The following is a 23,192-nucleotide window of genomic DNA, read 5'->3' as shown; positions in this document are numbered from 1 at the left end:
CCCCGTTTAATCCGTGTCATGATGGCGTGGCAAGCTACTAAACTGAGAGCAAATTTCCTGAGACATCAAACTATTTCATGATTGAAGTTGCGACTGTGTTCTTCCACCCCCGCCTGACGGGAGCTTGCTGACGATGCGCTGGCCTTGGCGGCGTGCCGCATCCGGTGCACAGCTGATCGTGTCGTGGTCAGGCCAAACGCTGGCCTATGTGGTCGCGGCAGGCTCGGGTCGTGATTTCACGGTGAAGCGTGCTGGCGTGGAAATCCAAGGCAGCGACACCATGGAGGAGTTTGTTCGTCGGCTCACCGCTTTAGGGCTTAAAGGACGTGCGGCGCACGTCATGCTCAAGCCCGAGCAATACCAGGTGCTGCAAATTGAAGCCCCGTCGGTCCCCCCTGAAGAGCTGCGCTCTGCTGCCCGCTACCAGGTCAAGGAAATGGTGGACGCGCATTTGGATGACTTGACGATGGATGTGCTCCGGGTCGGCGATGGTGAGGGTCGTGCGGCATCGCAAATGTTTGTGGTGGCTGCGAATAATAGTTTTGTGCGCGATGTCATGGGCCTTAGCGAGGCCATGCACTGGGATGTCCGGGTGATCGATGTCCAGGACATGGCGCAACGCAATTTGCAAACCCTGCTGGAGCCCGCGCGAGCTACCGGTGCGCTTTTGTTGTCAGGCGGCCGGCAGGCGTTGCTGACCATCAGCGCAGCCGGTGAATTGTTTTACAGCCGCCGCTTGGACCTGCCCGAAGGCTTCATGGGAATGACCTGGACCGCCGCTGCGGCGCCAGAGCCTGCAGCGGTGGATACCTACACTCCGGTAGAGGAATACGTGCCTGACTATGCGGGCGGCGGATCTTACAGCCCGAACTTTTCGACCACAGGCGCAGATTCCGCCCCGGCCGAACAGGGCGATATCGACCGTGCGCAGCGGCTGTTGGTGGAAGTGCAGCGCTCGATAGACCTGTGGGAACGCACCTGGACGCAGTGGCCCTTGGCGGGTTTTCAGGTGTTTGCGGGGGAGCGTAGCGCGGAGTTGGCAGAGTGGTTGAGCCGCGATACCGGTCAAAACGTGAGCGCACTCGAGGTCGCCAGCAGCTTTGCGGGCTGGGACACGGTGGCAGAGGCAGACCGGCCTTTATGCCTGCCTTTGCTTGGCATTTTGTTGCGCGGTGACGCCTAGACTGCACCAGGACAGGACACCATGCCCCAACAAATTAACCTATGCTCCGTTTCGCTGATCAAGCCCCGTCAGCAGTTCGAGGCGAACACCATTGCGTTGGCCCTCGGCGTGTTCATGGTTCTGGGTGCTGCACTGTGCGCCACTTGGGTGTGGAATTTGCAGAATGCCCAGCGCGGGTTTGCTTCGGCTTTGCAGACGCAGGCCTCGGAGATGCAAAGCCTGCAAACCGCTATCGCCCAGAGCAAAGCCCGTGCGGAGCCACCCTCTCCAGCGTTGATCCAAGAAGCGCAAGCTAAAAAAGCCGAGATTCAACTCAAGAACCAAGCCTTGCTGGCATTGCAGCAAGGGCAATTCAAACCCGGATTCGGCCACTCTGACCGGCTGGCTCTGGTGGCACGCAGCATCCCCGATTCGGTCTGGATCACCGCGGTGCGCGCCGATGCGGGCAGCATGGAAGTGACCGGCTTCACCTTGGAGCCATCTTCCTTGAACGATTGGGTCGGGCGTTTGGCCCAGAGCCCCCTGATGGACGGCTTGCGCCTCAGCACCGTGAAAATCCAGAGCACGGCGCTGGCGCCGTCAGTAGGCGGCGCCGCGCTGGCAGCATCCGCAGGCGCCTCGGGTGCCCGGGGGCGAGAGGCGTGGTCCTTCAACCTGGTGAGCGCCCAAGCGCAGCCTGAAGCGCCGGGAGCCCAACCATGAAAGCCTGGTGGATTGCACAGTCAGCCCGCATCAATGCGCTGAGTCTGCGTGAGCGTTTGTTTTTGTTCATTTCCCTTTTGGTGGTGGCGCTCGCCTTGGCTGATTTGATTTGGCTCACGCCGGCGCAGAAGGCGATGAAGCAGGTGCAGCAGCAGTTCGTGACGCAGTCCTCTGAGGTCAATCGTTTGCGGGCCGAGTTGGCGCTAGTGTCCAAGCCCACCGATTTGAATGCGGATGTCCGGGCTGAGCTTGCCCAGTCGCAAGCGACCCTGGATGCCCTGCAGCGCGACATCCAAGTGCTCGCGCCCTCCGGTGCCAGCGGAGAGCCGTCGATAGAGCCGGTACTCGCCCAGTTCTTGAAGCGCAGTCCGGGTTTGCGTCTGGTGTCTTCCGGCACGGTATCGGCGGATGGCGCGACCCCGGCCACCGAGACCATCCCGGGCATCACCCGCCGGGGCCTCGAGCTCAAAGTGACTGGCTCCTACAACGAATTGACGCGGTATGTGAAAAGTCTTGAGCAAGCGTTGCCCCGCCTGCGTTGGAGCGGCTTCCAGTTGCTGGTTGGTCCCCAAGGGCCTGAGCTCACCCTGCGTGTCTATGTGTTGGAGGCGCAGCCATGATGCCCAGTCGTCTATGGGTGGGTAGCCTTTTGCTGGCGAGTTGGCTGGGCATAGCTGGTGCCGCCGAGCGCGATCCGACCGCGCCACCGGCTGCAGCGGGCGTGGCCTTGCCCCCGGGGGCTGTCATGGATCCTGCAGAGGTGCCTTTGCCCAACATGAGCGTGATGGTGCAGAACGGGGTTCCGTATCTCGTGGTCGGTACCCGATTGATCGGCGTCGGGAAAAAGGTCGGTGCGGCTACGCTGGACCGTATCACTGAGACTGAAATCTGGTTGCGCGAAGGCCGCAAGATCCGCAAGCTGCCCCGCTTTGCCGGAATCCAGCGGTCTGTGGCCAAGGCGCCTGACGCCTGTGACCGTGCCGCCCCTCTTCCAGGCCCTGAATCGCCCCGCAAGTCGGCACAAAAAACCGCCCGTCCGAAGTCCGTCCAAGCCGTGACCCCTGTTGCGCCATGCACCGGCACACCACCGTGAAGTCCCGACCTATGAACCCCATTGCTATGTCCTCCACCGCTTTTATTCCGCGCTCTGTTTCGGTTCTGTGTGCCACGGTGAGCGCGGCACTTCTGGGCGCTTGTGGCAGCATGGACCGGCCCTTGCGTACGCCCGATGTGAGTGCGGCCATCCTGGCCGAAATACCGGAAGCCCCTCCCAAGGCGCAAGCAGTGGTCCCCGCCAAAGTGAGCGAAGCCTTGGCAGAGCCTGCACCCCCCGTGGTGGCCCCGCCGCCCGAGCCGCGTCTGGATTTGCTGGTCAACAACGCCCAGGCGCGCGAAGTGTTCCTGGCGATCGTGGCAGATACCCGTTACAGCATGCTGATGCACCCTGACGTGGCAGGAACCTTGTCTGTGACCTTGCGCGGCGTGACCGTGACCGAGGCTCTGGAGGCAATCCGCGATGTCTATGGCTACGACTTCAAAATAGAAGGGCGCCGTATCACGGTGTACGCCCCGACCCTCCAGACCCGTGTGTTTACTTTGAACTACCCGACCTCGCAGCGCCAAGGCAGCAGCGAGTTGCGGGTCTCGTCCGGAGCGGGTTTGCCGCAGTCATCGTCTGGCGGCACGAACACAGCCGCTGGTGCGACCGGTAACGGCGGAACCGGTGCCCAACCGGAAAACAGCCGGGTATCGACCACTTCCAAGTCCGACTTTTGGGGGGAGCTTTCCGGTGCCGTGCGCAGCCTGCTGGGCAGTGGTGAAGGCCGCAGTATGGTCGCCAGCCCGCAGGCCGGCATCATGGCGGTGCGCGGCATGCCTGAAGAATTGCGGCAGGTGGAAAAATTCCTCAAAGCAGCGCAAGCCTCGGTGGAGCGCCAGGTCATGCTGGAAGCCAAGGTGGTAGAGGTCGAGTTGCGCGATGGTTACCAGAGCGGTGTGAACTGGGGGGCTTTCAATACCAGTGGCTCCAACCAGATCGCTGCCGGTGTGATCGGTAGTGGAGTGACGAGCACCAACCCCTTTGTTCAAGGCACTACCACGATCAACGGTGCGGTGTCCTTCCCATCCGTGGCAACCGGCGGCGGCTTGTTCGGTTTGGCACTTGCAACCACCCAGTTCGGTGCGGTGCTGGGTTTCCTGGAGACCCAGGGCGATGTGCAGACCCTCTCTAGCCCCCGTATTGCCACCCTTAATAACCAAAAGGCGGTGCTCAAGGTGGGCACCGATGAGTTTTTTGTGACCAATGTGTCGGGTGGCACCAACTCCACCAGCTCCAACAGTAACAGCGCCACCACCAGCACGCTACCGACGGTGACCTTGACGCCGTTCTTTTCGGGGATCTCGCTGGATGTGACGCCTCAAATCGACGACGGCGTCAATGTGACCTTGCATGTGCATCCTGCACTGACCACGGTGAGTGAAAAGTCCAAACAAATCGATTTGGGTAGTGCCGGCAACTTCAAGCTCCCATTGGCCTCCAGTGCAGTCAATGAGACAGACACCTTGGTGCGTATTCAGGACGGCTCCATTGTGGCGATTGGTGGCTTGATGCAGCTCGAATCAAGCCGCAATGCATCCGGCATACCGGGCACTACCAGCATGCCGGGATTGGGTGCCCTGTTCGGGAACCGCGCCAACCAGGGTCGCAAGAAAGAGGTGATTGTGCTGATCAAGCCCACCATCATCCGCAGTGCGGCAGACTGGGATGCGCAGAACCGGCGTGCCCGCGCCGCAATTGATGACATGGATGCCGCCCGCGCCCGGGTCATCCAGATTGATGGTTCGGCCAAGTAATGTATTTGGGGCACTTTGCCCTGCGTGAGGCCCCGTTTTCCATCACGCCGGACACTGACTTTTACTTTGCCCATGACGGTGCGCAAGCGACTTTGAATACGCTTTTGGTGGCCTTGCGCAGTGGCGAAGGCTTTTTGAAAGTTGTGGGCGAGCTGGGTTGCGGCAAAACAGTCTTGTGCCGGCAACTCCTCAAGACGTTGCACAGCGAGTGCGTAACTGCCTATATTCCCAACCCGGATATGGGGCCCGACGATTTGCTGTGCGCATTGGCGGCCGAATTGGGGTTGGAGGTCGAACTCCCCCCCAACCGCCACACTGTCATGACCCTTATCAGCAACTGTTTGTTGAACCATGCGGCTGCCGGGCGAAGAGTGGTGGTGTGTATCGACGAGGCGCAGGCGATTCCGGTGCGCAGCCTCGAGAGCCTGCGCCTGGTCTCGAATCTCGAAACCGAAAAGCGCAAACTGATTTAACTGGTCCTGCTGGGCCAGCCCGATTTGGACACCAAGCTGGCGCGCCCCGAGATTCGGCAACTGCTGCAGCGCATTACCTTTAGCGAATACTTGGGTCCCATGACTGGCGCGAGTGTGGGCGACTATGTGCGCCACCGCTTGGCGCGGGCGGCTGCCACTGAGCACACCGATCTCGAGGTGTTCACCCCAGAGGCTATCGACCGTTTGGCGGTGGCTACAGCGGGTGTGCCGCGGTTGATCAATATTCTTGCGCACAAGTGCCTGATATTGGCCTACGGGCAAGGGGTGCACCGTGTCTCTGCGATGCATGTCAAGCTGGCCGTCCGCGATACGCCGGGCCTGCGCCCCTTCCACACCAGTGGGGGCCCTTGGTGGAACCCGTGGAATTGGTGGAAGCGGTGGTCCGGCCCCACCCGCACCGCTGGGGAGGTGTTGGAATGAGTGTGATCAACCAAATGCTGCGCGACCTTGACAAGCGCAGCGCCAGCCCGTTGGAGCCTGCGATTGGCGCTGGCACCAGCGCTCGCATGGTGATAGGTGGTGAGGAGGCTCATCGCAGATCCCCGCGCATGTTGCTGATGGCCGGTGGTGTTGGTCTGGCGGTTTTGGCAGCAGCTTTCTGGTGGTGGTCAGCCGCGCCGCCCGTATCAATGTCCTCAGGACCGGTGGCTGAGCTGCCGACCGATAGCGCCATGGCCGTCGCGTCGGCCCCTGCCGCGCCCTGGGCGGGTTTGAAGCTTGCGACCGAGCTGTCAGAGCTGCCGGCATTGACGGTGGCCACCCAAGTGCCCGGCGGCAAGCAGACCTCTTCTGTTCTTCCGCCAGCGACCATCGCCGCAGCACCCGCGGTACCAGCGAGTGCTCCACCGCCTGCGGCCGTGACACAGCCCCCTATGCCTACGGCCTCGCCAGCACCCGTTGCGTCGCTGGCCGCTGTGCCTCCTGCACCGCCATCGGCCAAACCGGCGCAGCCGGTGGCGGACGGGGCAGTCGCAGCACAGCGCCAGCAAACAGCAGTGCGCGACGTGCTGGCCCAGGCGCAATCGCTTTACAACAGCGGTTCTGCGGATGCGGCGATCCAGCTGCTGCAAGACTCTCTGGCTGGTGCCGAGCGGGCCCAGCCGCCCACTCCGGCTGCCACTCAGCTCATGCTGGTGCGCGAACTGGCCCGGATGGAGCTGGCGCAAGGCCGCTCAGCCGCCGTGCTGGAGTTGATGACGCAGGTGGAGCCGCTCTTGGCCGGGCAGCCGGAGTTGTGGGCGGTGCGTGCGAACGCGGCGCAACGTCTGGGCCGGCATCAGGATGCGGTGCAGTTTTATGGTGTGGCGCTTCAATCCCGCCCGGCGGAGCAACGCTGGCTGCTGGGTACCGCGGTTTCGTTGTCGGCCTTGGGGCAACTTGTCGCCGCGGCGGATTCTGCTGAACGGGCGCGCAGTCTGGGCCCTGTGAGCAAAGAGGTCTGGGCTTACCTGCGGCAGCAGGGCGTAGTGCTTCCCGAGAAGCCTTGAGTGTCAAAAATGGCTGTGGCCCTCTGTCTGTTTGCGCCGATTGCTATATAAATAATAGCAAGTTGCGCTACCTTCTCAGTTGGCACCGCGCAATACGCGCCGGTATTGCATGGCTTCCGCCACATGGTGGAGTTGGGTGTCGGCGCTGCCAGCCAAGTCGGCAATCGTGCGGGCGATTTTCAGGGTGCGGTGGGTGCTGCGCGCAGACCAGCCGAGCTGCGCGGCCGCTGTCTGCAAGAATTTCAGGGCGGCGGGTTCCAGCGCAATATGCTGATCAATCGCTTGACCGGCCAGCGCCTGGTTGCTGCAGCCCTGACGCTGAAGTGCCCGCTCCCGCGCCTGGTGGCTGCGTTCGCGGATGTCGGCACTGCGCTCGCCGGGGGGACTGTGCAGCAGCTCTTCGGCCGCAAGTGCTGGCACCTCGACGTGCAGGTCGATCCGGTCCATCAGCGGCCCGCTCAGTTTGCCTTGGTAGCGACTCACTTGGTCCGGCGTGCACCGGCAAGGGCGTGCCGCCGCCCCGAGGTAACCGCAGGGGCAGGGGTTCATGGCGGCAATCAACTGGAAGCGCGCAGGAAACTCGGCCCGCCGGGCCGCTCTAGCGATAGTGATGCTGCCGGTCTCCAGCGGTTCGCGGAGGGCTTCAAGCGCCTGGCGCGGAAACTCGGGTAGCTCGTCCAAAAACAACACCCCATGGTGCGCTAATGAAATTTCTCCGGGCCGCGGTGGCGAGCCACCGCCCACCAGAGCGACAGCGCTCGCAGAATGGTGGGGGCTGCAGGTGGGGCGCAGTCCCCAGCGCTGCAAGTCAAAGCGCCCGCACAGGCTGCCGATGGCAGCGCTCTCGAGTGCTTCGTCGGTGTTCAGGTCCGGCAGCAAGGCTGCAAAACGCTGGGCCAGCATGGACTTGCCAGAGCCCGGCGGGCCTACCAATAACAAGCTGTGTCCGCCTGCAGCCGCAATTTCGAGGGCGCGCTTGGCAGCCACTTGGCCTTTGACATCGGCCATGTCCAGCCCGGGGGCGGGGGCTTGCAAGGGGGTGGGCTCCACCCGGACCCAACCGTCCGGGTCTTGCTCCAGGGGGATGCCTTCCGCATCCTTGGCCTGACCGCCCGGCGCGAAGTGGTGCACCACATCCAGCAGGCGCCGGGCACGGATCACCCGGGAGTCGGGCACCAGGGCGGCCTCTTCGGCATTGCCTGGTGGCAGCACCAGCTGGGGGCGGCTGGCTGTTTTCCGAAGTGCCAGCGCCATGGCCAGGGCGCCGCGCACAGCGCGCAATTCTCCGGACAAGGACAGTTCACCCGCAAATTCAAAGCCTGCCAGTGCTTGGGCATCTACCTGTCCGCTGGCCGCCAGAATGCCTAGGGCGATCGGCAAATCCAGCCGGCCGGAGTCTTTGGGCAGGTCGGCCGGTGCCAAGTTAACGGTGATGCGTTTGTTGTTAGGGAACTCGAGGCCACTGTTTTGAATGGCGCAGCGCACCCGCTCACGGGCCTCTTTGACTTCTACATCGGCCAAACCGACCAAGGTGAAGCTCGGGAGCCCGTTGGCCAAGTGCACCTCCACGGTTACTTGAACCGCTTCGAGCCCCAATAACGCGCGACTTTGCACCAAAGACAAGCTCATTTCCCTGATTTCCCAAAAAGGTGCGCAATATCTCGGTGCATTGCGCTGTGGTGCACCATTGCCGTGCAAACTGTTGTTTTGTACAGTGATGTTAGCGGAATCTGCAGAAACTGTGGGGCTTTTTTGCAGAACACCACCGGCGCGCAACTTGGCACGGCTTCTGCTTTATGCCTCTTAGCTCCCGAAAACCTGGCGCGGCAAGCCACCAGGCCCGGACTCTGTCATTAACTATCAAGCTGAGGTGAACACATGAAACTCGTGACGGCCATCATTAAACCGTTCAAGCTCGATGAGGTGCGCGAAGCCTTGTCCGGCATGGGAGTGCAAGGCATTACCGTGACTGAAGTCAAAGGCTTCGGCCGCCAAAAAGGCCACACAGAGCTGTACCGCGGTGCAGAGTACGTGGTCGACTTCCTTCCCAAGGTCAAGATTGAAGCGGCGATTGACGACGCTTTGGTAGAGCGCGTCATCGAAGCGGTCGAGGGCGCCGCCCGCACCGGCAAGATCGGCGACGGCAAGATTTTTGTCTACGACCTGGAACAAGTGGTCCGCATCCGCACCGGTGAAACCGGCAAAGAAGCGCTGTAAATAGAAAGAGAGCACGACATGAAAAAACTTCTCGCCACGCTGGCTCTGGGCTTGAGCCTGATGACAGCCGGTTCTTTTGCGTTGGCCCAAACCGCTGCGCCGGCGGCTGATGCGCCTGCCGCAACCGCTTCTGCCCCTGAAGCTGCAGCGCCTGCTGCTGCGCCCGCACCGGCTGCAGCACCTGCTGCCGCTGAAGCAGCTCCAGCCGCTGCACCAGCACCGGTTCCTAACAAGGGCGACACCGCCTGGATGACGATCTCGACGGCCATGGTCCTGTTCATGACCTTGCCCGGTCTGGCTTTGTTCTACGGCGGCCTGGTCCGCAGCAAGAACATGTTGTCGGTGCTGATGCAAGTGTTCGTGGTTACTGCACTGATCTATGTGTTGTGGGCCATCTACGGCTACACCTTGGCCTTCGGCGGTGACGGTGCCTTCTTCGGTACTTTCGACAAGCTGTTCCTGAAGGGTGTCACCGTGGACTCGGTGGCCGCTACCTTCAGCAAGGGTGTCGTGATTCCTGAGTTGACTTTCATTGCTTTCCAAGCCACTTTTGCGGCCATCACCTGTGCCCTGATCGTGGGTGCCTTTGCTGAGCGCATCAAGTTCTCTGCAGTACTGGCTTTCTGCGTGATCTGGTTCACCTTCAGCTACCTGCCCATGGCACACATGGTCTGGTACTGGGCCGGCCCTGACGCCATCTCCGACGCCGCTTCCCTGGAAAAAGTCGTGGCAGCTGCCGGTTACCTGTGGGGCAAGGGTGCCTTGGACTTCGCTGGCGGCACCGTGGTGCACATCAACGCAGCGGTTGCTGGTTTGGTCGGTGCCTACGTGGTGGGCAAGCGCATCGGTTACGGCAAAGAGCCCATGGCTCCTCACAGCCTGACCTTGACCATGGTGGGCGCTGCCATGCTGTGGTTCGGCTGGTTCGGCTTCAACGCCGGCTCCAACCTGGAAGCCAACGGCCTGACGGCATTGGCCTTCATCAACACTATGTTGGCAACGGCTGCCGCTACGTTGGCCTGGATTACCGGTGAATCACTGTCCCGCGGCAAGGCTTCCATGTTGGGTGCGGCCTCCGGTGCAGTGGCTGGTTTGGTGGCGATCACTCCCGCTTGCGGTTTCGTGGGTCCTATGGGCTCCATCGCGATCGGCTTGATCGGTGGCTTTGCAGGCCTGTGGGGTGTGAACGGTCTGAAGCGTCTCTTGGGCGCAGACGACTCCCTGGACGTGTTCGGTGTGCACGGTGTCTGCGGTATCGTGGGCGCTTTGTTGACCGGCGTGTTTGCAGCGCCTTCCTTGGGTGGCACTGGCGTGTATGACTACGTGGCCAACGCCGTGGGCGCTGAGTACTCCATCGCCAACCAGGTGTGGATCCAGGCGGAAGGCGTGTTGATCACCATCGTGTGGTCGGGCGTGGTGTCCTTCATCGCCTTCAAGTTGGTGGACTTGGTGATCGGTCTGCGCGTCTCTGAAGAAGAAGAGCGCGAAGGTCTGGACATCTCCAGCCACGGCGAAACCGCTTACAACCGCTAAACCCTGAATGCGGCGCAGCGCGCCGCAGTTTCAGACGGGTTTCGAAACCCGCCCCAAACCCGGCCACCGCAAGGTGAGCCGGGTTTTTTGATGGGCGCAGGTGCACAATCCAGCGCAGTTGCAAACAACCCAAGGATTGATTCCTCATGAGTACCCCTTTGACCCTGCGCCATGGCGCATTGCGCTGCGATCTTTGCCCTGCATTGGGCGGTGCGATCGCCGGTTTGTGGTGGCGCGACCTGCCCGTCATGCGCTCCACACCGGGCGCAGAGTTGACCAGCGTGCGCCAGTCTGCGAGTTTTCCTTTGGTGCCGTTTTCCAACCGTATAGGCCATGGGCAATTGCAGTGGGACGGAACCAGCCACCCCCTGATCCGGAACTTCGACCCGGAGCCCCACACGATCCACGGCATCGGATGGGAGCGCCCTTGGGCCGTGCTAGAGAGCACCGAGAACTTGGCCTTGCTCTCCATGGAGCACCGAGCCGATGCGGCCTGGCCCTTTGACTTTGATTGTTCGCAAACCTTTCGCTTGGGCGACGGCACTCTCGATCTCGGCCTGAGCGTGACCAACCAAGGCGCCAGCCCCGCACCAGTGGGGTTGGGTTGGCACCCTTACTTTGTCAAGCGCGCCGGTGCCACGGTGCAATTTGCCGCGACAGGCCGCTGGGAAATGGCCGCGGACAAACTGCCGACCCACCGTGCGCCCCATGCAGGGCTCGATCAATCGACCGACACCCTGACGGTAGACCATTGTTTTGATGGCTGGGGCGGCGCGCTGCACTTGCGCGATGCCCTGATGCACATCACCGTCAGCTCGGCACTCAGCCGTCTGGTGGTCTTCACCACCCCTGAGCGCGACAACATCGCGGTCGAGCCGGTCAGCCACGTCAACAATGCGCTGAACCTGATGGCCACAACTGGCGCCAGCGCCGACAGCCTTGGTGTGCGGGTGCTACAGCCGGGCGAGAGTTGGAGCTGCAGTATGCAGGTCACCGTGGAGGAACAGGTATGAGCTGGCACGCATTGAGTGAAGACCTTTTCGAGCTGGGCGAGTCCCCGTTCTGGCACCCGGCTGAGCAGCAGCTGTACTGGGTGGACATTCCCGGCAAAGCCATTCTGCGGGCCAATATTTACATGGGCACCGTGCAGCGCTGGGACATGCCCAGCGAACCCGGTTGCATTGCCCCTGCAGCCAAAGGCGGGCTGGTGATCGCCCTGCGCGATGGCGTTTTCCGTGCCCACTCGTGGGGCGGAGAGTTGCACCGGATTGCTACCTTGCCGTACGACACCGCGGTCATCCGCGCCAACGATGGCAAGTGCGATGCCTTGGGCCGCTTTTGGGTGGGTACGATCGACGAGCCCAAGGCCGGACGGGCCGCGGAGCTGTTTTCCATCGATTGCCGCTCCGGCGCTGCCGTGGTGCAAAAGCATGCGGGCGATGCGCTGACCGCCAACGGCTTGGCCTGGAGCCCGGACCAGCACACCGTCTACTGGTCGGACACCCCGAACCATGTGACCCACGCGTGGGACTTTGACCTTCAAGCCAACGCCCTGAGCGCCCACCGCGTCTGGCGCCAGTACGAGCCCAAGCCCGCCGGCTGGACCTTCGAGAACACCCACTATGCCGGCCGCCCAGATGGCGCTGCGGTGGATGTCGAGGGCAATTACTACGCGGCCATGTTTGAAGGGCGCCGCATCTGCAAATTTGCACCCGATGGCCGCCTGTTGGCCAGCTGGGAGACGCCGGCCCAGTGCCCGACCATGCCCTGTTTTGGCGGAGAGGACCTCAAAACCCTCTACATCACCACGGCCCGGCACGGACGCAGTGCCGCGGAGCTGGCGCAGTTTCCTTTGTCGGGCGCGGTGTTCTTCATGCGTGTGGACGTGGCGGGTCTGCCGGTGCAGGCCTTCGCGGACTGAGCCTCAAGGCCTAAAGGCCTGAGGGCGGCCTGGCCCGGGGCGGCGGGGACTCAAATTTCCGGCGTTTGGCTGTTCAAAAAATTCACGCCGAAGGGCAGGGGGGCCGCTTACCATTGCCGCCATGTTGCCCCTGCCCGCCGCCATACAGCCCTTTGTTGACCAGATCCGTGCCGCCGCTGCGGACCAGACGCCTCTGCAGATTCGCGGCGGAGGCAGCAAAGACTTTTACGGTTGTCTCCAGCCCGCAGGCCTGCTGGACACCCGCAGCCTGAGCGGCGTGGTCGATTACGCGCCCAGCGAGCTGGTGGTCACAGTGGCCACCGGAACACCGCTCTCCACCCTCGAGGCCCTGCTGGCCGAGCAAGGCCAGTGTCTGCCTTTCGAGCCGCCGCACTATCAATGGTCTACCCGCGTTGCCGGCGCCCCGGCGAGCACCGCCACCGTGGGCGGTTTGGTGGCCAGTGGTTTGGCGGGCCCCGCACGTGCCAGCGTTGGCAGCGTGCGCGACTATGTGCTGGGCTTGAAACTCATCAACGGCCGCGGGGAGTACCTGACCTTCGGCGGCCAGGTCATGAAAAACGTGGCCGGTTACGACGTTTCCCGCTTGATGGCAGGAGCCATGGGCACCCTGGGCCTGATGACCGAGGTCTCGCTCAAGGTGCTGCCCTTTGCCCCCGCCGAAGCCACGCTGGTGTTCCCGCTAGGTCAAGCTGCCGCCCTCGAGCAACTCCACCGCTGGGCCGGCGAGCCGCTGCCCCTGAATGCCAGCTGCTGGGTGCACGACGGGAGCGCGGGTGCGGCGGGTCAAGACTTGTTGTTTGTGCGGCTGCGCGGAGCGGTGGCCGCCGTGGAAGCGGCCTGCCAGCGCATGTTGCGCGAGGTACCGGGCGAGCGCATGGACCCGGTGCAAGCCGCCGCCGATTGGGACCGTTGCCGCGACCAAACGCTGCCCTTCTTTACCGACAGTGCGGCCACCGGTCACGCCTTGTGGCGCTTGTCGGTGGCGCAAACCGCGCCGGTGCTGGACTTGCCTTGGGCGCAGTTGATCGAGTGGCATGGCGGTGTGCGTTGGCTCTGGGCGCCGCTGCAAGCCGGGCCCCAATTGCAGACCGTGGCCCGCGCAGCCGGTGGTAATGCTATGGTTTTTGTAGCTGGAGCCGCAGACGTTACCGGGGCCAAGTGCCAATTCCGCTCTGATGTTCCGGGGCAGGCCGCTTTGCTCAAACGCCTCAAGGCCGCGTTCGATCCGGCCGGTATCTTCAACGCCGGCAGGCTTTACCCGGACTTCTGACGCCGGGCGCCACTCACCACACCTTATGCAGACCCAACTCGCCCCCGAATACCAGAACACCGCGGACGGCCAAGCCGCCGAGGCCATTCTGCGCAAATGTGTCCATTGCGGTTTTTGCACCGCAACGTGCCCGACTTACCAGCTGCTCGGCGATGAGCTCGATGGCCCGCGCGGCCGCATCTACCTGATGAAGCAGGTGCTGGAAGGCCAGGAGCCCACGCGCGCCACCCAGATGCACCTCGACCGTTGCCTGACCTGCCGCAACTGCGAAAGCACCTGCCCCAGCGGGGTGGACTACGGCCATCTGGTCGACATCGGCCGCAAGCTGGTGGATGCCAAAGTGCCCCGGCCCGCGGGCGAAAAGGCCTTGCGCTGGGCGCTGAAAGAGGGGCTGCCTTCCCCCTGTTCGCCCCGGCCATGAAGTTGGGCCAACTGGTGCGCCCGCTGCTGCCCCAAAGCCTGAAAAACAAAGTGCCGGCGCCGCAGGATGCCGGCCAATGGCCTGACCGTGAGCACCCGCGCCAGGTGTTGATGCTGGCCGGTTGCGTGCAGCCCAGCATGTCGCCCAATATCAACAGCGCCACGGCCCGGGTGCTGGATGCAGCCGGTATCCAGCCCTTGCTGGCACCTGCTGCAGGGTGCTGCGGCGCAGTCAAATTCCACCTCAACGACCAAGACGGCGGCAAGGCGCAAATGCGCGCCAACATCGACGCCTGGTGGCCCTATGTGCTGGATGGCGTCGAGGCGCTGGTGATGAACGCTTCCGGTTGCGGTGTCACAGTCAGAGAGTACGGCCATATCCTGCGCGATGACCCTGCCTATGCCGCCAAGGCGGCGCGCATCAGCGCCCTCACACGCGACCTGAGCGAGCTGTTGCCGGAGTGCCTGCCGCGACTCAAACCCCTGATCCAGCTGGATGTCAGTACCCCGGCGCTGGTGTTTCACCCGCCCTGCACCCTGCAGCACGGCCAAAAACTCAAAGGCGGTGTCGAGTCGCAGATGGCGGAGCTCGGGTTTTCGGTGCGGGTTGCCAGCAATGAGTCGCACCTGTGCTGCGGCTCGGCCGGTACCTATTCGGTGCTGAACCCCGAGATCTCTTACCAGCTGCGCGACCGCAAGCTGGGCCATCTGGCGCCGGCCGACAACGAGGTCATCATCAGCGCCAACATCGGGTGTATCACCCATCTGCAAAGTGGCACCACCACCGCCGTGCGCCACTGGATCGAGGTCTTGGACGCGGCTCTGGCGCCTGCCAACCGGACTTGAGCTGACCCCGCGCCCTCAGGCTGCCAGTGCAGCCTCGATGTCTTTGGAAAGGCTGGCAGGCGTGTCGGTCGGCGCATAGCGCTTGAGCACTTTGCCGTCTTTACCCACCAGGAATTTGGTGAAGTTCCATTTGATGGCCTTGGTGCCCAGCAGGCCCGGTGCTTCTCCGGCCAGCCACTGGTACAGCGGGTGGGCGCCGCCGCCGTTGACCTCAATCTTCGCCATCATCGGGAAGCTCACGCCGTAGTTGAGTTGGCAAAAAGAAGAAATCTCGTCATTGCTGCCCTTGTCCTGTGCGCCGAATTGGTTGCACGGGAAACCCAGCACTACCAGCCCCTTGCTGCCGTACTCCTGGTGCAAAGCTTCCAGCCCGGCGAACTGCGGTGTGAAGCCGCAGGCACTGGCGGTGTTGACGATCAATAGCGCTTTGCCTTTGAAATCGCCCAAGCCGATCGGCTGGCCCTGGATGTTCAAGGCCTCGAAGTCATACACACTGCTCATTCGCATCTCCCAAGAAAGTGGGCTTCACCATAGCATTCCTTGCAAAAGCTTGTGTTGAGCAGGCATTGCTGGGAAGATTTGGAAAACGAGGAGTTCAGGATTGTTTTTCTCCCCTTGGTATCACCGCTGTCGTGCGCGCTTCATCGCGAGCAAGCTTGAGAATGACCGGGTGCAGGGCGAGGCCACCATCGAGTCCTTGAAGCGCTACCGGCGCCTCGCCTTTTTTCTGGTGCCTCTGCATGCGGCGTTGGCCTGGTTTTTTGCGCATTTCACGCCCCCGGAATTCAGGCCCGAGCTGGCGCAGTGGGCCCATGACCTGGCCTACGCCCAGGGGTTGGCCTGTGTGGGCGTGCTCGTCACAGTGCTGGCGGGCCATATGTTTTTGGAGCGCAACACGCGGGCTACGGCCGGTGCAATTACCCTGCAAATCTTCATTGCCGCGGCATACCTGAGTTTCGGGGCGTACATCACGCTGTTGGACCTGGAATACAACGCAGGTGCCGGCCTGGCGAGTTTCTTGCTGATCTGTGTCACGTTTGGCGTGCTGGCGCTGATGCGGCCTGCGATCTCGGTGCCGGTTTTTTCCTTGAGCTATGTGGTGTTTGCCGTGTTGCTGGAGAACGCATTCATCAACCGTTCGCAGCTCCCGAGTTTGCGTATCGTGGCGTTCATCACCCCGGCGCTGGCGCTCATGGCCTCGATCATGAACTGGAACCAATACGCCAGAGCCGTGGTGCTGCGCCGCCAGCTCAGCAAAAGCAATGCAGACCTGGTGGCCCAGCAGGCGGAGCTGGCTTTTCTGGCCGATCACGACGCGCTCACCGGCCTCTACAACCGCCGCGAGTTCATGCGCCTGGCGCACATGGAGCTGCTGCGCGCTACGCGGGTGCCGTGCCACACCGCCGTCATCATGGTGGATCTGGACTTCTTTAAAAGTGTGAACGACCGCTATGGCCACCCCGGGGGCGATGCGGTCCTCAAAGCCACCGCACAGTGCCTGAGCTATTCGCTGCGCGTTACCGATACATTGGCCCGCATGGGCGGAGAAGAGTTCATTGTGTTGCTGCCGGACACCGGGCGCGAAGGTGCCATGCAAGTCGCCAGCAAGTTGCGTGATGCGATACGCGCCATGGACGTGGATTTTGAGGGCCAGCCCATCCAGGTGACTGCCAGCTTCGGGGTCAGCACGCTGGCACCCACAGTGCGCGGTACGGCAGATGCCATTTATGCCGCGGCCGACCGCGCGCTGTATGTGGCCAAACAAACCGGCCGTGACAAAGTGGAATACGCGGCGCCCGAGGCTTCAGAGCTCAAGCACAAAGCCTAGCGGCTGCCGCCGGAGGCCCAGCGGCCTGGCTCAGCCGTGCAGGTTGTCGTTGCGGGCTACGTCCAGCAAGTGGTTGACCTCGTCGGCATGGTCGCGGACGTTGCGCTCATGCCAGCGCTTGATGATCCACATAAAGCCCGCCACCACAATACCGAAGGCGCTGATGGCGCCGAAGGCAGAGAGCCCCATGCTGGTGGACAGCGCGTACATCCCGCCCAAGCCCAGAATACAGGCCTGTTCATTGAAGTTCTGCACCGCAATCGAGCGGCCGGCGCCCATCAGGTTGTGCCCACGGTGTTGGAGCAGCGCATTCATCGGCACCACCAAGAAGCCGCCCAGCCCGCCCAGCAAAATCAGGAAGGGTGCTGCTACCCACACGTTGTCGATGAAGTTCAGCAGGATGACCAGCAAGCCCATGCCGATACCCAAGGGCATCACATTAACCGCATGTTCCAGCCGCATGCGCAGCGACGCAGCCACGGCACCGATCGCGGTGCCGATAGCCACCACGCCCACCAGGGCCGAGGCTTGGGTGACGCTGTAGCCCAAAGCCGCTGCTGCCCACGCCAGCACGATGTAACGCAAATTGCCGCTCACGCCCCAGAACAGGGTGGTGGTGCTCAACGAGATCTGGCCCAGCTTGTCGTTCCAGAGCTTGGTGTTGCAAGTCCAGAAGTCAGGCAACAGGCTCATGAGGTTTTTGGGCATGGGCCGCATGCTCACGCCCGTCTCGGGAATGCGGGTGTTGAACCAGGCGGCTGCCAGGTACACAAAAATCAGGATGCCAATGGCGGCTTCCGGCGCGGTATCAATGCTGGTGGTGATGAACGGGAAATCAAACGACAGCAGCGCGCTGGAGATCATCGGGCTCACCAATTGGCCACCCAGCAACACACCCAGAATGATGGAGGCAATCGTCAAGCCTTCAATCCAGCCGTTGGCTTTGACCAATTGGGAAGCTGGCAGCAGCTCGGTCAAGATGCCGTATTTGGCGGGCGAGTACGCGGCGGCACCCAGTCCCACGATGGCGTACGCCATGAGCGGATGCGTGCCGAACAGCATCAACAGGCAGCCCACCACCTTGATGGTGTTGCTGATGAACATGACCTTGCCTTTGGGCATGGCGTCTGCAAATGCGCCCACAAAGGGCGCCAGCACCACGTAAAACAAGGCGAACATGGGAACCAGTGCGGCTTGCTGCCATTCCGGTGCGCCGGAGCTGCGCAGTAACTGAACGGCACCCACAAACAAGGCGTTGTCGGCCAGCGAGCTGAAGAACTGCGCTGACATGATGGTGTAGAAGCCGCGTTTCATGGGTAGGTTCTGGGCGCATTAGCGGGGCTAATGCGCGGAATATTGTTGTGGGTCTCCAAGCGTGCGACGGTTATAGCACGGCGTGGAATGTCAAAATCATTGCGGTCCCTTGTTGTTACCCACTCTATGCCACGTCCTATCCAAGCCACCATTCATGTTCAGGCCCTGCGTCATAACCTGGAGGTTTGCCGCCGCGCGGCGCCGGATGCCCGCATCTGGGCAGTGGTCAAGGCCAATGCGTACGGGCACGGCATTGAACGCGCCTTTGACGGATTGCGCGGCGCAGACGGCATTGCGCTTCTTGACTTGGACGAGGCCCAGCGGGTGCGGAGCTTGGGCTGGCGCGGGCCCATCCTGTTGCTGGAGGGCGTGTTTGAGCAGCGCGACCTGGAGCTGTGCTCCCGCCTCGGCCTGTGGCACACGGTGCACTGCCAGGAGCAGATCGACATGCTGGCCATCCACAAAACCAACGAGCCGCACCGGGTGTTTTTGAAGGTCAACTCCGGCATGAACCGTTTGGGCTTCCAGCCCGAACAGGTGCGGTCTGCGTGGACCCGCCTGAATGCCTTGCCGCAGGTGGACGAGATTTCGCTCATGACCCACTTCAGCGATGCCGACGGCCCCAAGGGCATTACCGGCCAGATGGCGGTGTTCAAACAAGCCACCGACGACCTGCCCGGCGAACGCACGGTCAGCAACAGTGCGGCCACCTTGCGGCATTCGGGCTCCGGCCTGGTGTCGGACTGGGTGCGCGCCGGCATTGCCACCTACGGCAGCGCGCCGGACTATCCCGAGCACGACATCGCCCACTGGGGCTTGCAGCCCACCATGACGCTTGCTGCAAAAATCATAGCTACCCGCGCACTATCGGCGGGCGATACAGTCGGATATGGCTCTAACTTTACCGCAGACAAGCCGATGCGTATCGGCGTGGTGGCTTGCGGCTATGCCGACGGCTACCCCCGCATCTGCCCCACCGGCACCCCGGTGCTCATCAACGGGGTGCGCAGCCGTGTCGTGGGCCGGGTCAGCATGGACATGATCACCGTCGACCTCGACCCGGTGCCCCAGGCTGGCATGGGTTCCGAGGTCACCTTGTGGGGGCGTGCAGCCAACGGTGCGGTGCTGCCGATTGACGAAATTGCGGCCGCCGCCGGCACCGTGGGCTATGAATTGATGTGCGCGCTCGCGCAGCGGGTACCGGTCGTCGTGGCAGACTAGCCTCCATGAAATATGTGCCCATTCCGATTGCCATGCTGGAAGTGGGCCGGCCTTTGCCGATCGACATCTGGAGCGATACCGGCCAGCTGCTCTTGAAGAAAGGGCAGCCGGTTGTCTCCGAGCAGCACCGCGACAAGCTCCACGCCTTCAACGCCAGCTCCACGCCGGGCGACGCCATGGCCTGGCAGCGCGCCTACGAGCGCATGGTGCACGAGATGCTGCGCGACGGCGTGGATGTGCAAACCATCGCCCAGGCGCCCATGCCCTCCCGCATCCGCGAGGTGGACTATGTGGCGGGCACCGCACTGAGTGGCGGCTGGCCCGATTTGCAGGATGTACTGCGCGGCATCTTGTACCAAGGGGGGCTGGCCATCAACCCGCTTTCCCGGCTGGACGGCATGGCCCGCACCGTGCTCAAGTTGCTGGAAGCGGACCCGGACGATGCGCTCTTTCGCCTGTTCCAAATGTTGGGTGACAACAGCCTGGGTTACTGCTCCACCCACGCGCTGTTGACCGGCACCATCAGCCTGCTCACCGCTGACAAGTTGGGCTTGGACCCCAGTGTGCGCCGCAGCCTGCTGGACGCCGCCCTGACCCAGAACATCGGCATGGCCCGCGACCAGGACAGCCTCTCCCGCCAGAACGCAGCACCCACCGAGTGGCAGCGCCAGCTGATTGCCGACCATGCGGGCCGGAGTGCCGACACCCTGCACAAGCTCGGGCTGGAAGACGAAGACACCCTGGACCTGGTGCGCTGGCACCACAAGCCGCTGCACCCCGAGGCCCTGCCGCGCAACCGCATGGCACGCCGGGTGCTGGCGACTGCCGATGGGTTTGTGGCCAAAATGGCCGCCCGCAAATCCCGCACGCCCATGCCTGCCATCAGCGCCGCCAAATCCATATTCGCGGCGGCCGAGGGCGAAGCTGCCACCGTGGGCGGCGCCATGGCAACCAGCACCGGCTTTTACCCGCCGGGCACCTATGTCTTGCTGGTCAATGGCGACACCGCGGTCGTGGCCCAGCGGGGTGCGCGCGCCAATGCGCCCTGGGTGATCCCGGTGATGGACAAAAACAGCATGCCGGTCACGGTCTACACCTGCCGGGACACCCATGACCCGGCCTGGGCGCTGGTGACGCCCTTGAACTTCCAGTCGGTGAAGGTCTCGGTCAGCGCGGACCGGGTGCAGCGGGCCCGCGCCCGCATACCCAAGGCCTAGTTACGCGGCCATGGCCGCCGGGTGCTGCCGGCCGGCCCACTTAAGGCCGGCGCAGGCCAGCAGGGTGAGCCCCACCAAGCCTGCGCACACCGTCCATTGCTCGGCATTCAGGGCGGCAAATGCGGCCAGCTGCTGTATCCACGGCACATACACCATGGCCAGCAGCACGCCCAGTGCCACAGCGCACACGCCCCACAACACGCCATTGGGCCGCAGCAGCCAAGCGCGCGGGTTCAGGTCTGCGCTGCGGTTCATAAAGATCAGGCTCAGGTTGACCAGCAGCAGGGTGGCAAACGCCAGCGTGCGCGCATGCTCCGGGCTGGCGTGGGCCAAGCCCCAAGCCATGGCACCCATGACGGCCAGCAGGCCGACCACGCCTTGGGCCAGTGCCTGCCAGAGCGTGCCGCGGTTCAGTAGTGGGGCCTTCACATCCCGTGGCGGCTGTTGCATCCCGTTTTTCTCGGCAGGTTCGTTTTCAAACACCATGGAGCAGGCCGGGTCGATCACCAGTTCCAGAAAGGCAATGTGCAGCGGAAACAGGGCTGTGGGCCAACCCAGCAGCACCGGCAGCAGCGCCATGCCGGCAATCGGCACATGCACCGCGAGCACATAGGCCATGGACTTGCGCACATTGTCGAAAATGCGCCGGCCCAGCCGCACCGCAGCGGTAATCGACGCAAAGTTGTCGTCCAGCAGCACCAAGGCAGCTGATTCGCGCGCCACATCGGTGCCGCGTTGCCCCATGGCAATGCCCACATGGGCCGATTTCAGGGCCGGGGCGTCGTTCACACCGTCGCCGGTCATGGCCACGATCTGCCCTTCGGCCTGCAATGCCTGCACGATGCGCAGCTTTTGTACCGGCGCTACCCGGGCACACACCCGGGTGTGGCGCATGCGCTCGCGCAAGGCTGCGTCGTCCAGCGTGTCGATGTCATCGCCACTGAGCACTTCATCGGCCGCCGTGTTACCCGGCCTTGTGGCTGCGGTGAGGATGCCCGCGTGTTTTGCGATGGCAGTGGCCGTGCCCGGGTGGTCGCCGGTGATCATCACCACCCGGATACCTGCCTGCAAACACTCCGCCACCGAGTCGGCAATACCAAAGCGCAGCGGGTCTTCCAGCCCGATGAGGCCGAGCAAGGTGAAGTCGAAATCGTGCTCCTGCCGCGGCAGGGTAATGGTGCCTGCCGCACCCGGAACCCGGCTCGAGGCCACGCCCAGCACACGCAGCCCTTGATCTGCCAATGCACCGGCGGCCGCTTGGGCACGGGCCAACTCGGCAGGCGGCAGGTGGCACAGGTCGAACACGGCTTCGGGTGCGCCCTTGGCGGCCACGATGTGGGCATCGCCGTCGTCGGCCGTCCACACATGCGACATGGCGCGCAGTTGCGGGCTCAGGCCGTATTCGCGCACCAAGGTCCAGTCGCGGTGCAGGTGCTCGGTGTCTTGCAGGGTCTGGGCGCCCAGCCGGTGGAAGGCCTGTTCCATCGGGTCAAACGGCTCCTCCACACTGGCCAGAATGGCGTACTCGGCCACGCGGTGAAACGCCTCCGGCAGCGCGTGGGGTTCGCCGTCAGGAAGGGCCAGAGTTTGATCTGCTGCCGTGCCACCATAGGCAAACAAGGCGGCCACCCGCATACGGTTTTCGGTCAGGGTGCCAGTCTTGTCCACACACAGCACCGAGGTCGCCCCTAGGGTTTCAATCGCGGCCAGGCGGCGGGTCAGCACCTGCTGCTTGGCGAGCCGCCAGGCGCCCAATGCCGGTAGCACGGTCAAGATGACGGTGAACTCTTGTGGAAGCAAGGCCATGGCCAGTGCGATCCCCGAGAGCAGGGCGGCAGTCCAGTTGCCATGTAGGAGCCCGCTGGCCAGAAACAGCAGCAAGCTGGCAGCTAACGCCACCACTGCCAGGCGTTTGACCAGCACGGTCGTTTGTTGCTTGAGCGGCGAGTCTTCCGGGCCCAAGCCGTCCAAGGCGCTGCCGATGCGCCCCATGGCCGACTCCGCGCCGGTGTGCTCCACCCGCGCCAGCCCGTGGCCGCGCACCAGCAGGGTGCCGCCGAACAGGGCGGCGTCGCCCCCGGTGGCGGCCTTCTCCACCGGCACTGATTCGCCGCTGAGCATGGACTCATCCGCCATCACATCGCTGCCGCTCAAGAGCGTGGCATCCGCGGCCACCCGGTCGCCCTCGGCCAGCACCAGTACATCGCCAGGCACCACGGTGCTGCCCGGCACGGCTTGGGCTTTGCCGTCGCGTAGCACCTGGGCCTGTGGGCTGGCGAGTTGGCGCAGGGCCTGCATGGCGTGTTCGGTTTTGCCCTCCTGGTAGAGCGTGAGCGCCACCACCATCACCACCAGCCCGAGCAGAACGCCGCCCTCCTGCCAGTCGCCCAGCAGGCCGTAGAGCACGGCAGCCCCAAGCAGTAGCAAAAACATGGGCTCGGTCAGCGTTTCGCGGGCGATGGCGGTCCAGCGCCGTGAGCCGGCGCCGGGCAGTGCGTTGGGGCCGTGGGTGGCCAGCAACTGGGCGGCTTGCGCGCTGCTCAGGCCTTGGGGGGTAGTGCTGTCGGCAACCGATGCCATTGTTTCAGGTGAAATTGGCATGTAGCCCTTGTGAAATGTGCGTGAGCAGCTCCTGATTTGGTAGCAAACTCTTGGTGCACTTTTC

Annotated in this window: 20 protein-coding genes and 1 pseudogene; 17 read left to right on the top strand and 4 right to left on the bottom strand. The window is 63.2% G+C overall.

Annotated elements, in window-relative coordinates:
- The first annotated feature begins 133 nt into the window (after positions 1 to 133).
- From RAE19_RS08555 to RAE19_RS08520, 8 genes are read left to right on the top strand one after another with little or no spacing between them, the layout of a single operon-like run.
- Positions 134 to 1,183, top strand: a complete 1,050-nt coding sequence (locus RAE19_RS08555; protein WP_313874472.1) for a hypothetical protein — start codon at positions 134 to 136, stop codon at positions 1,181 to 1,183.
- Positions 1,184 to 1,204: 21 nt separating this feature from the next.
- Positions 1,205 to 1,885: a PilN domain-containing protein gene (locus RAE19_RS08550; protein WP_313874471.1), complete on the top strand. Its 681-nt coding sequence runs from the start codon at positions 1,205 to 1,207 to the stop codon at positions 1,883 to 1,885.
- Positions 1,882 to 2,505, top strand: a complete 624-nt coding sequence (locus tag RAE19_RS08545; RefSeq protein ID WP_313874470.1) for a hypothetical protein — start codon at positions 1,882 to 1,884, stop codon at positions 2,503 to 2,505. The genes RAE19_RS08550 and RAE19_RS08545 overlap by 4 nt, the downstream gene beginning before the upstream one ends.
- Positions 2,502 to 2,978 (top strand): hypothetical protein, encoded by a 477-nt coding sequence (locus tag RAE19_RS08540; RefSeq protein WP_313874469.1) that lies wholly within the window; start codon positions 2,502 to 2,504, stop codon positions 2,976 to 2,978. The genes RAE19_RS08545 and RAE19_RS08540 overlap by 4 nt, the downstream gene beginning before the upstream one ends.
- Before the next feature lie 11 nt (positions 2,979 to 2,989).
- Positions 2,990 to 4,738 carry a secretin N-terminal domain-containing protein gene (locus RAE19_RS08535; RefSeq protein WP_313874468.1) on the top strand — a complete coding sequence of 583 codons (1,749 nt, stop codon included), beginning with the start codon at positions 2,990 to 2,992 and terminating at the stop codon, positions 4,736 to 4,738.
- A complete protein-coding gene (locus RAE19_RS08530) occupies positions 4,738 to 5,211 on the top strand; it encodes an ExeA family protein (protein ID WP_313874467.1) in 474 nt (157 codons plus the stop codon). Before RAE19_RS08535 ends, RAE19_RS08530 begins: the two co-directional genes overlap by 1 nt.
- A 24-nt stretch (positions 5,212 to 5,235) precedes the next feature.
- Positions 5,236 to 5,652, top strand: a complete 417-nt coding sequence (locus RAE19_RS08525) for a hypothetical protein (RefSeq protein ID WP_313874466.1) — start codon at positions 5,236 to 5,238, stop codon at positions 5,650 to 5,652.
- Complete coding sequence (locus tag RAE19_RS08520) at positions 5,649 to 6,719, top strand: tetratricopeptide repeat protein (RefSeq protein WP_313874465.1); 1,071 nt, start codon at positions 5,649 to 5,651, stop codon at positions 6,717 to 6,719. The genes RAE19_RS08525 and RAE19_RS08520 overlap by 4 nt, the downstream gene beginning before the upstream one ends.
- 75 nt (positions 6,720 to 6,794) lie before the next feature.
- Here RAE19_RS08520 and RAE19_RS08515 read toward each other — a convergent pair whose 3' ends face one another.
- Positions 6,795 to 8,348, bottom strand: a complete 1,554-nt coding sequence (locus RAE19_RS08515) for a YifB family Mg chelatase-like AAA ATPase (protein WP_313874464.1) — start codon at positions 8,346 to 8,348, stop codon at positions 6,795 to 6,797.
- A 249-nt stretch (positions 8,349 to 8,597) separates the two neighbouring features.
- On the opposite strand from RAE19_RS08515, the gene glnK reads away from it, so the two are divergent.
- The 6 genes and pseudogenes from glnK to glcF all read left to right on the top strand — a co-directional run bounded on the left by glnK (position 8,598) and on the right by glcF (position 14,947).
- Complete coding sequence (gene glnK / locus RAE19_RS08510; RefSeq protein WP_087495551.1) at positions 8,598 to 8,936, top strand: P-II family nitrogen regulator; 339 nt, start codon at positions 8,598 to 8,600, stop codon at positions 8,934 to 8,936.
- 18 nt (positions 8,937 to 8,954) lie between these two features.
- Positions 8,955 to 10,469, top strand: a complete 1,515-nt coding sequence (locus RAE19_RS08505; RefSeq protein ID WP_313874463.1) for an ammonium transporter — start codon at positions 8,955 to 8,957, stop codon at positions 10,467 to 10,469.
- A gap of 146 nt (positions 10,470 to 10,615) precedes the next feature.
- Positions 10,616 to 11,482 carry an aldose 1-epimerase gene (locus tag RAE19_RS08500; protein WP_313874462.1) on the top strand — a complete coding sequence of 289 codons (867 nt, stop codon included), beginning with the start codon at positions 10,616 to 10,618 and terminating at the stop codon, positions 11,480 to 11,482.
- A complete protein-coding gene (locus tag RAE19_RS08495; protein ID WP_313874461.1) occupies positions 11,479 to 12,390 on the top strand; it encodes an SMP-30/gluconolactonase/LRE family protein in 912 nt (303 codons plus the stop codon). The genes RAE19_RS08500 and RAE19_RS08495 overlap by 4 nt, the downstream gene beginning before the upstream one ends.
- Before the next feature lie 121 nt (positions 12,391 to 12,511).
- A complete protein-coding gene (glcE, locus tag RAE19_RS08490; protein WP_313874460.1) occupies positions 12,512 to 13,681 on the top strand; it encodes a glycolate oxidase subunit GlcE in 1,170 nt (389 codons plus the stop codon).
- A 25-nt stretch (positions 13,682 to 13,706) separates the two neighbouring features.
- Positions 13,707 to 14,947 (top strand): annotated as a pseudogene (gene glcF / locus RAE19_RS08485) (glycolate oxidase subunit GlcF).
- A 15-nt stretch (positions 14,948 to 14,962) separates the two neighbouring features.
- Here glcF and RAE19_RS08480 read toward each other — a convergent pair.
- On the bottom strand, positions 14,963 to 15,448 hold the full coding sequence (locus tag RAE19_RS08480; RefSeq protein ID WP_313874459.1) for a glutathione peroxidase: 486 nt from the start codon (positions 15,446 to 15,448) through the stop codon (positions 14,963 to 14,965).
- Positions 15,449 to 15,548: 100 nt separating this feature from the next.
- On the opposite strand from RAE19_RS08480, the gene RAE19_RS08475 reads away from it, so the two are divergent.
- Positions 15,549 to 16,775 (top strand): GGDEF domain-containing protein, encoded by a 1,227-nt coding sequence (locus RAE19_RS08475; protein ID WP_313874458.1) that lies wholly within the window; start codon positions 15,549 to 15,551, stop codon positions 16,773 to 16,775.
- 30 nt (positions 16,776 to 16,805) lie between these two features.
- Here RAE19_RS08475 and lplT read toward each other — a convergent pair whose 3' ends face one another.
- Complete coding sequence (gene lplT, locus RAE19_RS08470) at positions 16,806 to 18,089, bottom strand: lysophospholipid transporter LplT (RefSeq protein WP_313874457.1); 1,284 nt, start codon at positions 18,087 to 18,089, stop codon at positions 16,806 to 16,808.
- 126 nt (positions 18,090 to 18,215) lie between these two features.
- Here lplT and alr point away from each other — a divergent pair, with 126 nt between their 5' ends.
- Positions 18,216 to 19,310 (top strand): alanine racemase, encoded by a 1,095-nt coding sequence (gene alr, locus RAE19_RS08465; protein ID WP_313874456.1) that lies wholly within the window; start codon positions 18,216 to 18,218, stop codon positions 19,308 to 19,310.
- Between the two features lie 5 nt (positions 19,311 to 19,315).
- A complete protein-coding gene (locus tag RAE19_RS08460) occupies positions 19,316 to 20,527 on the top strand; it encodes an HD-GYP domain-containing protein (protein ID WP_313874455.1) in 1,212 nt (403 codons plus the stop codon).
- On the opposite strand, the gene RAE19_RS08455 is transcribed toward RAE19_RS08460, so the two are convergent.
- Entirely contained in the window at positions 20,528 to 23,107 is a 2,580-nt protein-coding gene (locus RAE19_RS08455; protein ID WP_313874454.1) for a cation-translocating P-type ATPase, read from the bottom strand.
- Positions 23,108 to 23,192: the final 85 nt, after the last annotated feature.

The sequence above is a fragment of the Rhodoferax potami genome (genome assembly GCF_032193805.1).
Classification (GTDB): domain Bacteria; phylum Pseudomonadota; class Gammaproteobacteria; order Burkholderiales; family Burkholderiaceae_C; genus Allorhodoferax; species Allorhodoferax potami_A.
The sequence above is the reverse complement of the archived record's forward strand: the minus strand, read 5'-3'. Positions and strand labels throughout refer to the sequence as shown.

Coding starts and splice junctions, on each gene's coding strand:
- RAE19_RS08555 (WP_313874472.1), top strand. CDS start 134: ATGCGCTGGCCTTGGCGGCGTGCCGCATCCGGTGCACAGCTGATCGTG.
- RAE19_RS08550 (WP_313874471.1), top strand. CDS start 1,205: ATGCCCCAACAAATTAACCTATGCTCCGTTTCGCTGATCAAGCCCCGT.
- RAE19_RS08545 (WP_313874470.1), top strand. CDS start 1,882: ATGAAAGCCTGGTGGATTGCACAGTCAGCCCGCATCAATGCGCTGAGT.
- RAE19_RS08540 (WP_313874469.1), top strand. CDS start 2,502: ATGATGCCCAGTCGTCTATGGGTGGGTAGCCTTTTGCTGGCGAGTTGG.
- RAE19_RS08535 (WP_313874468.1), top strand. CDS start 2,990: ATGAACCCCATTGCTATGTCCTCCACCGCTTTTATTCCGCGCTCTGTT.
- RAE19_RS08530 (WP_313874467.1), top strand. CDS start 4,738: ATGTATTTGGGGCACTTTGCCCTGCGTGAGGCCCCGTTTTCCATCACG.
- RAE19_RS08520 (WP_313874465.1), top strand. CDS start 5,649: ATGAGTGTGATCAACCAAATGCTGCGCGACCTTGACAAGCGCAGCGCC.
- RAE19_RS08515 (WP_313874464.1), bottom strand. CDS start 8,348: ATGAGCTTGTCTTTGGTGCAAAGTCGCGCGTTATTGGGGCTCGAAGCG.
- glnK (WP_087495551.1), top strand. CDS start 8,598: ATGAAACTCGTGACGGCCATCATTAAACCGTTCAAGCTCGATGAGGTG.
- RAE19_RS08505 (WP_313874463.1), top strand. CDS start 8,955: ATGAAAAAACTTCTCGCCACGCTGGCTCTGGGCTTGAGCCTGATGACA.
- RAE19_RS08500 (WP_313874462.1), top strand. CDS start 10,616: ATGAGTACCCCTTTGACCCTGCGCCATGGCGCATTGCGCTGCGATCTT.
- RAE19_RS08495 (WP_313874461.1), top strand. CDS start 11,479: ATGAGCTGGCACGCATTGAGTGAAGACCTTTTCGAGCTGGGCGAGTCC.
- glcE (WP_313874460.1), top strand. CDS start 12,512: ATGTTGCCCCTGCCCGCCGCCATACAGCCCTTTGTTGACCAGATCCGT.
- RAE19_RS08480 (WP_313874459.1), bottom strand. CDS start 15,448: ATGAGCAGTGTGTATGACTTCGAGGCCTTGAACATCCAGGGCCAGCCG.
- lplT (WP_313874457.1), bottom strand. CDS start 18,089: ATGAAACGCGGCTTCTACACCATCATGTCAGCGCAGTTCTTCAGCTCG.
- alr (WP_313874456.1), top strand. CDS start 18,216: ATGCCACGTCCTATCCAAGCCACCATTCATGTTCAGGCCCTGCGTCAT.
- RAE19_RS08460 (WP_313874455.1), top strand. CDS start 19,316: ATGAAATATGTGCCCATTCCGATTGCCATGCTGGAAGTGGGCCGGCCT.
- RAE19_RS08455 (WP_313874454.1), bottom strand. CDS start 23,107: ATGGCATCGGTTGCCGACAGCACTACCCCCCAAGGCCTGAGCAGCGCG.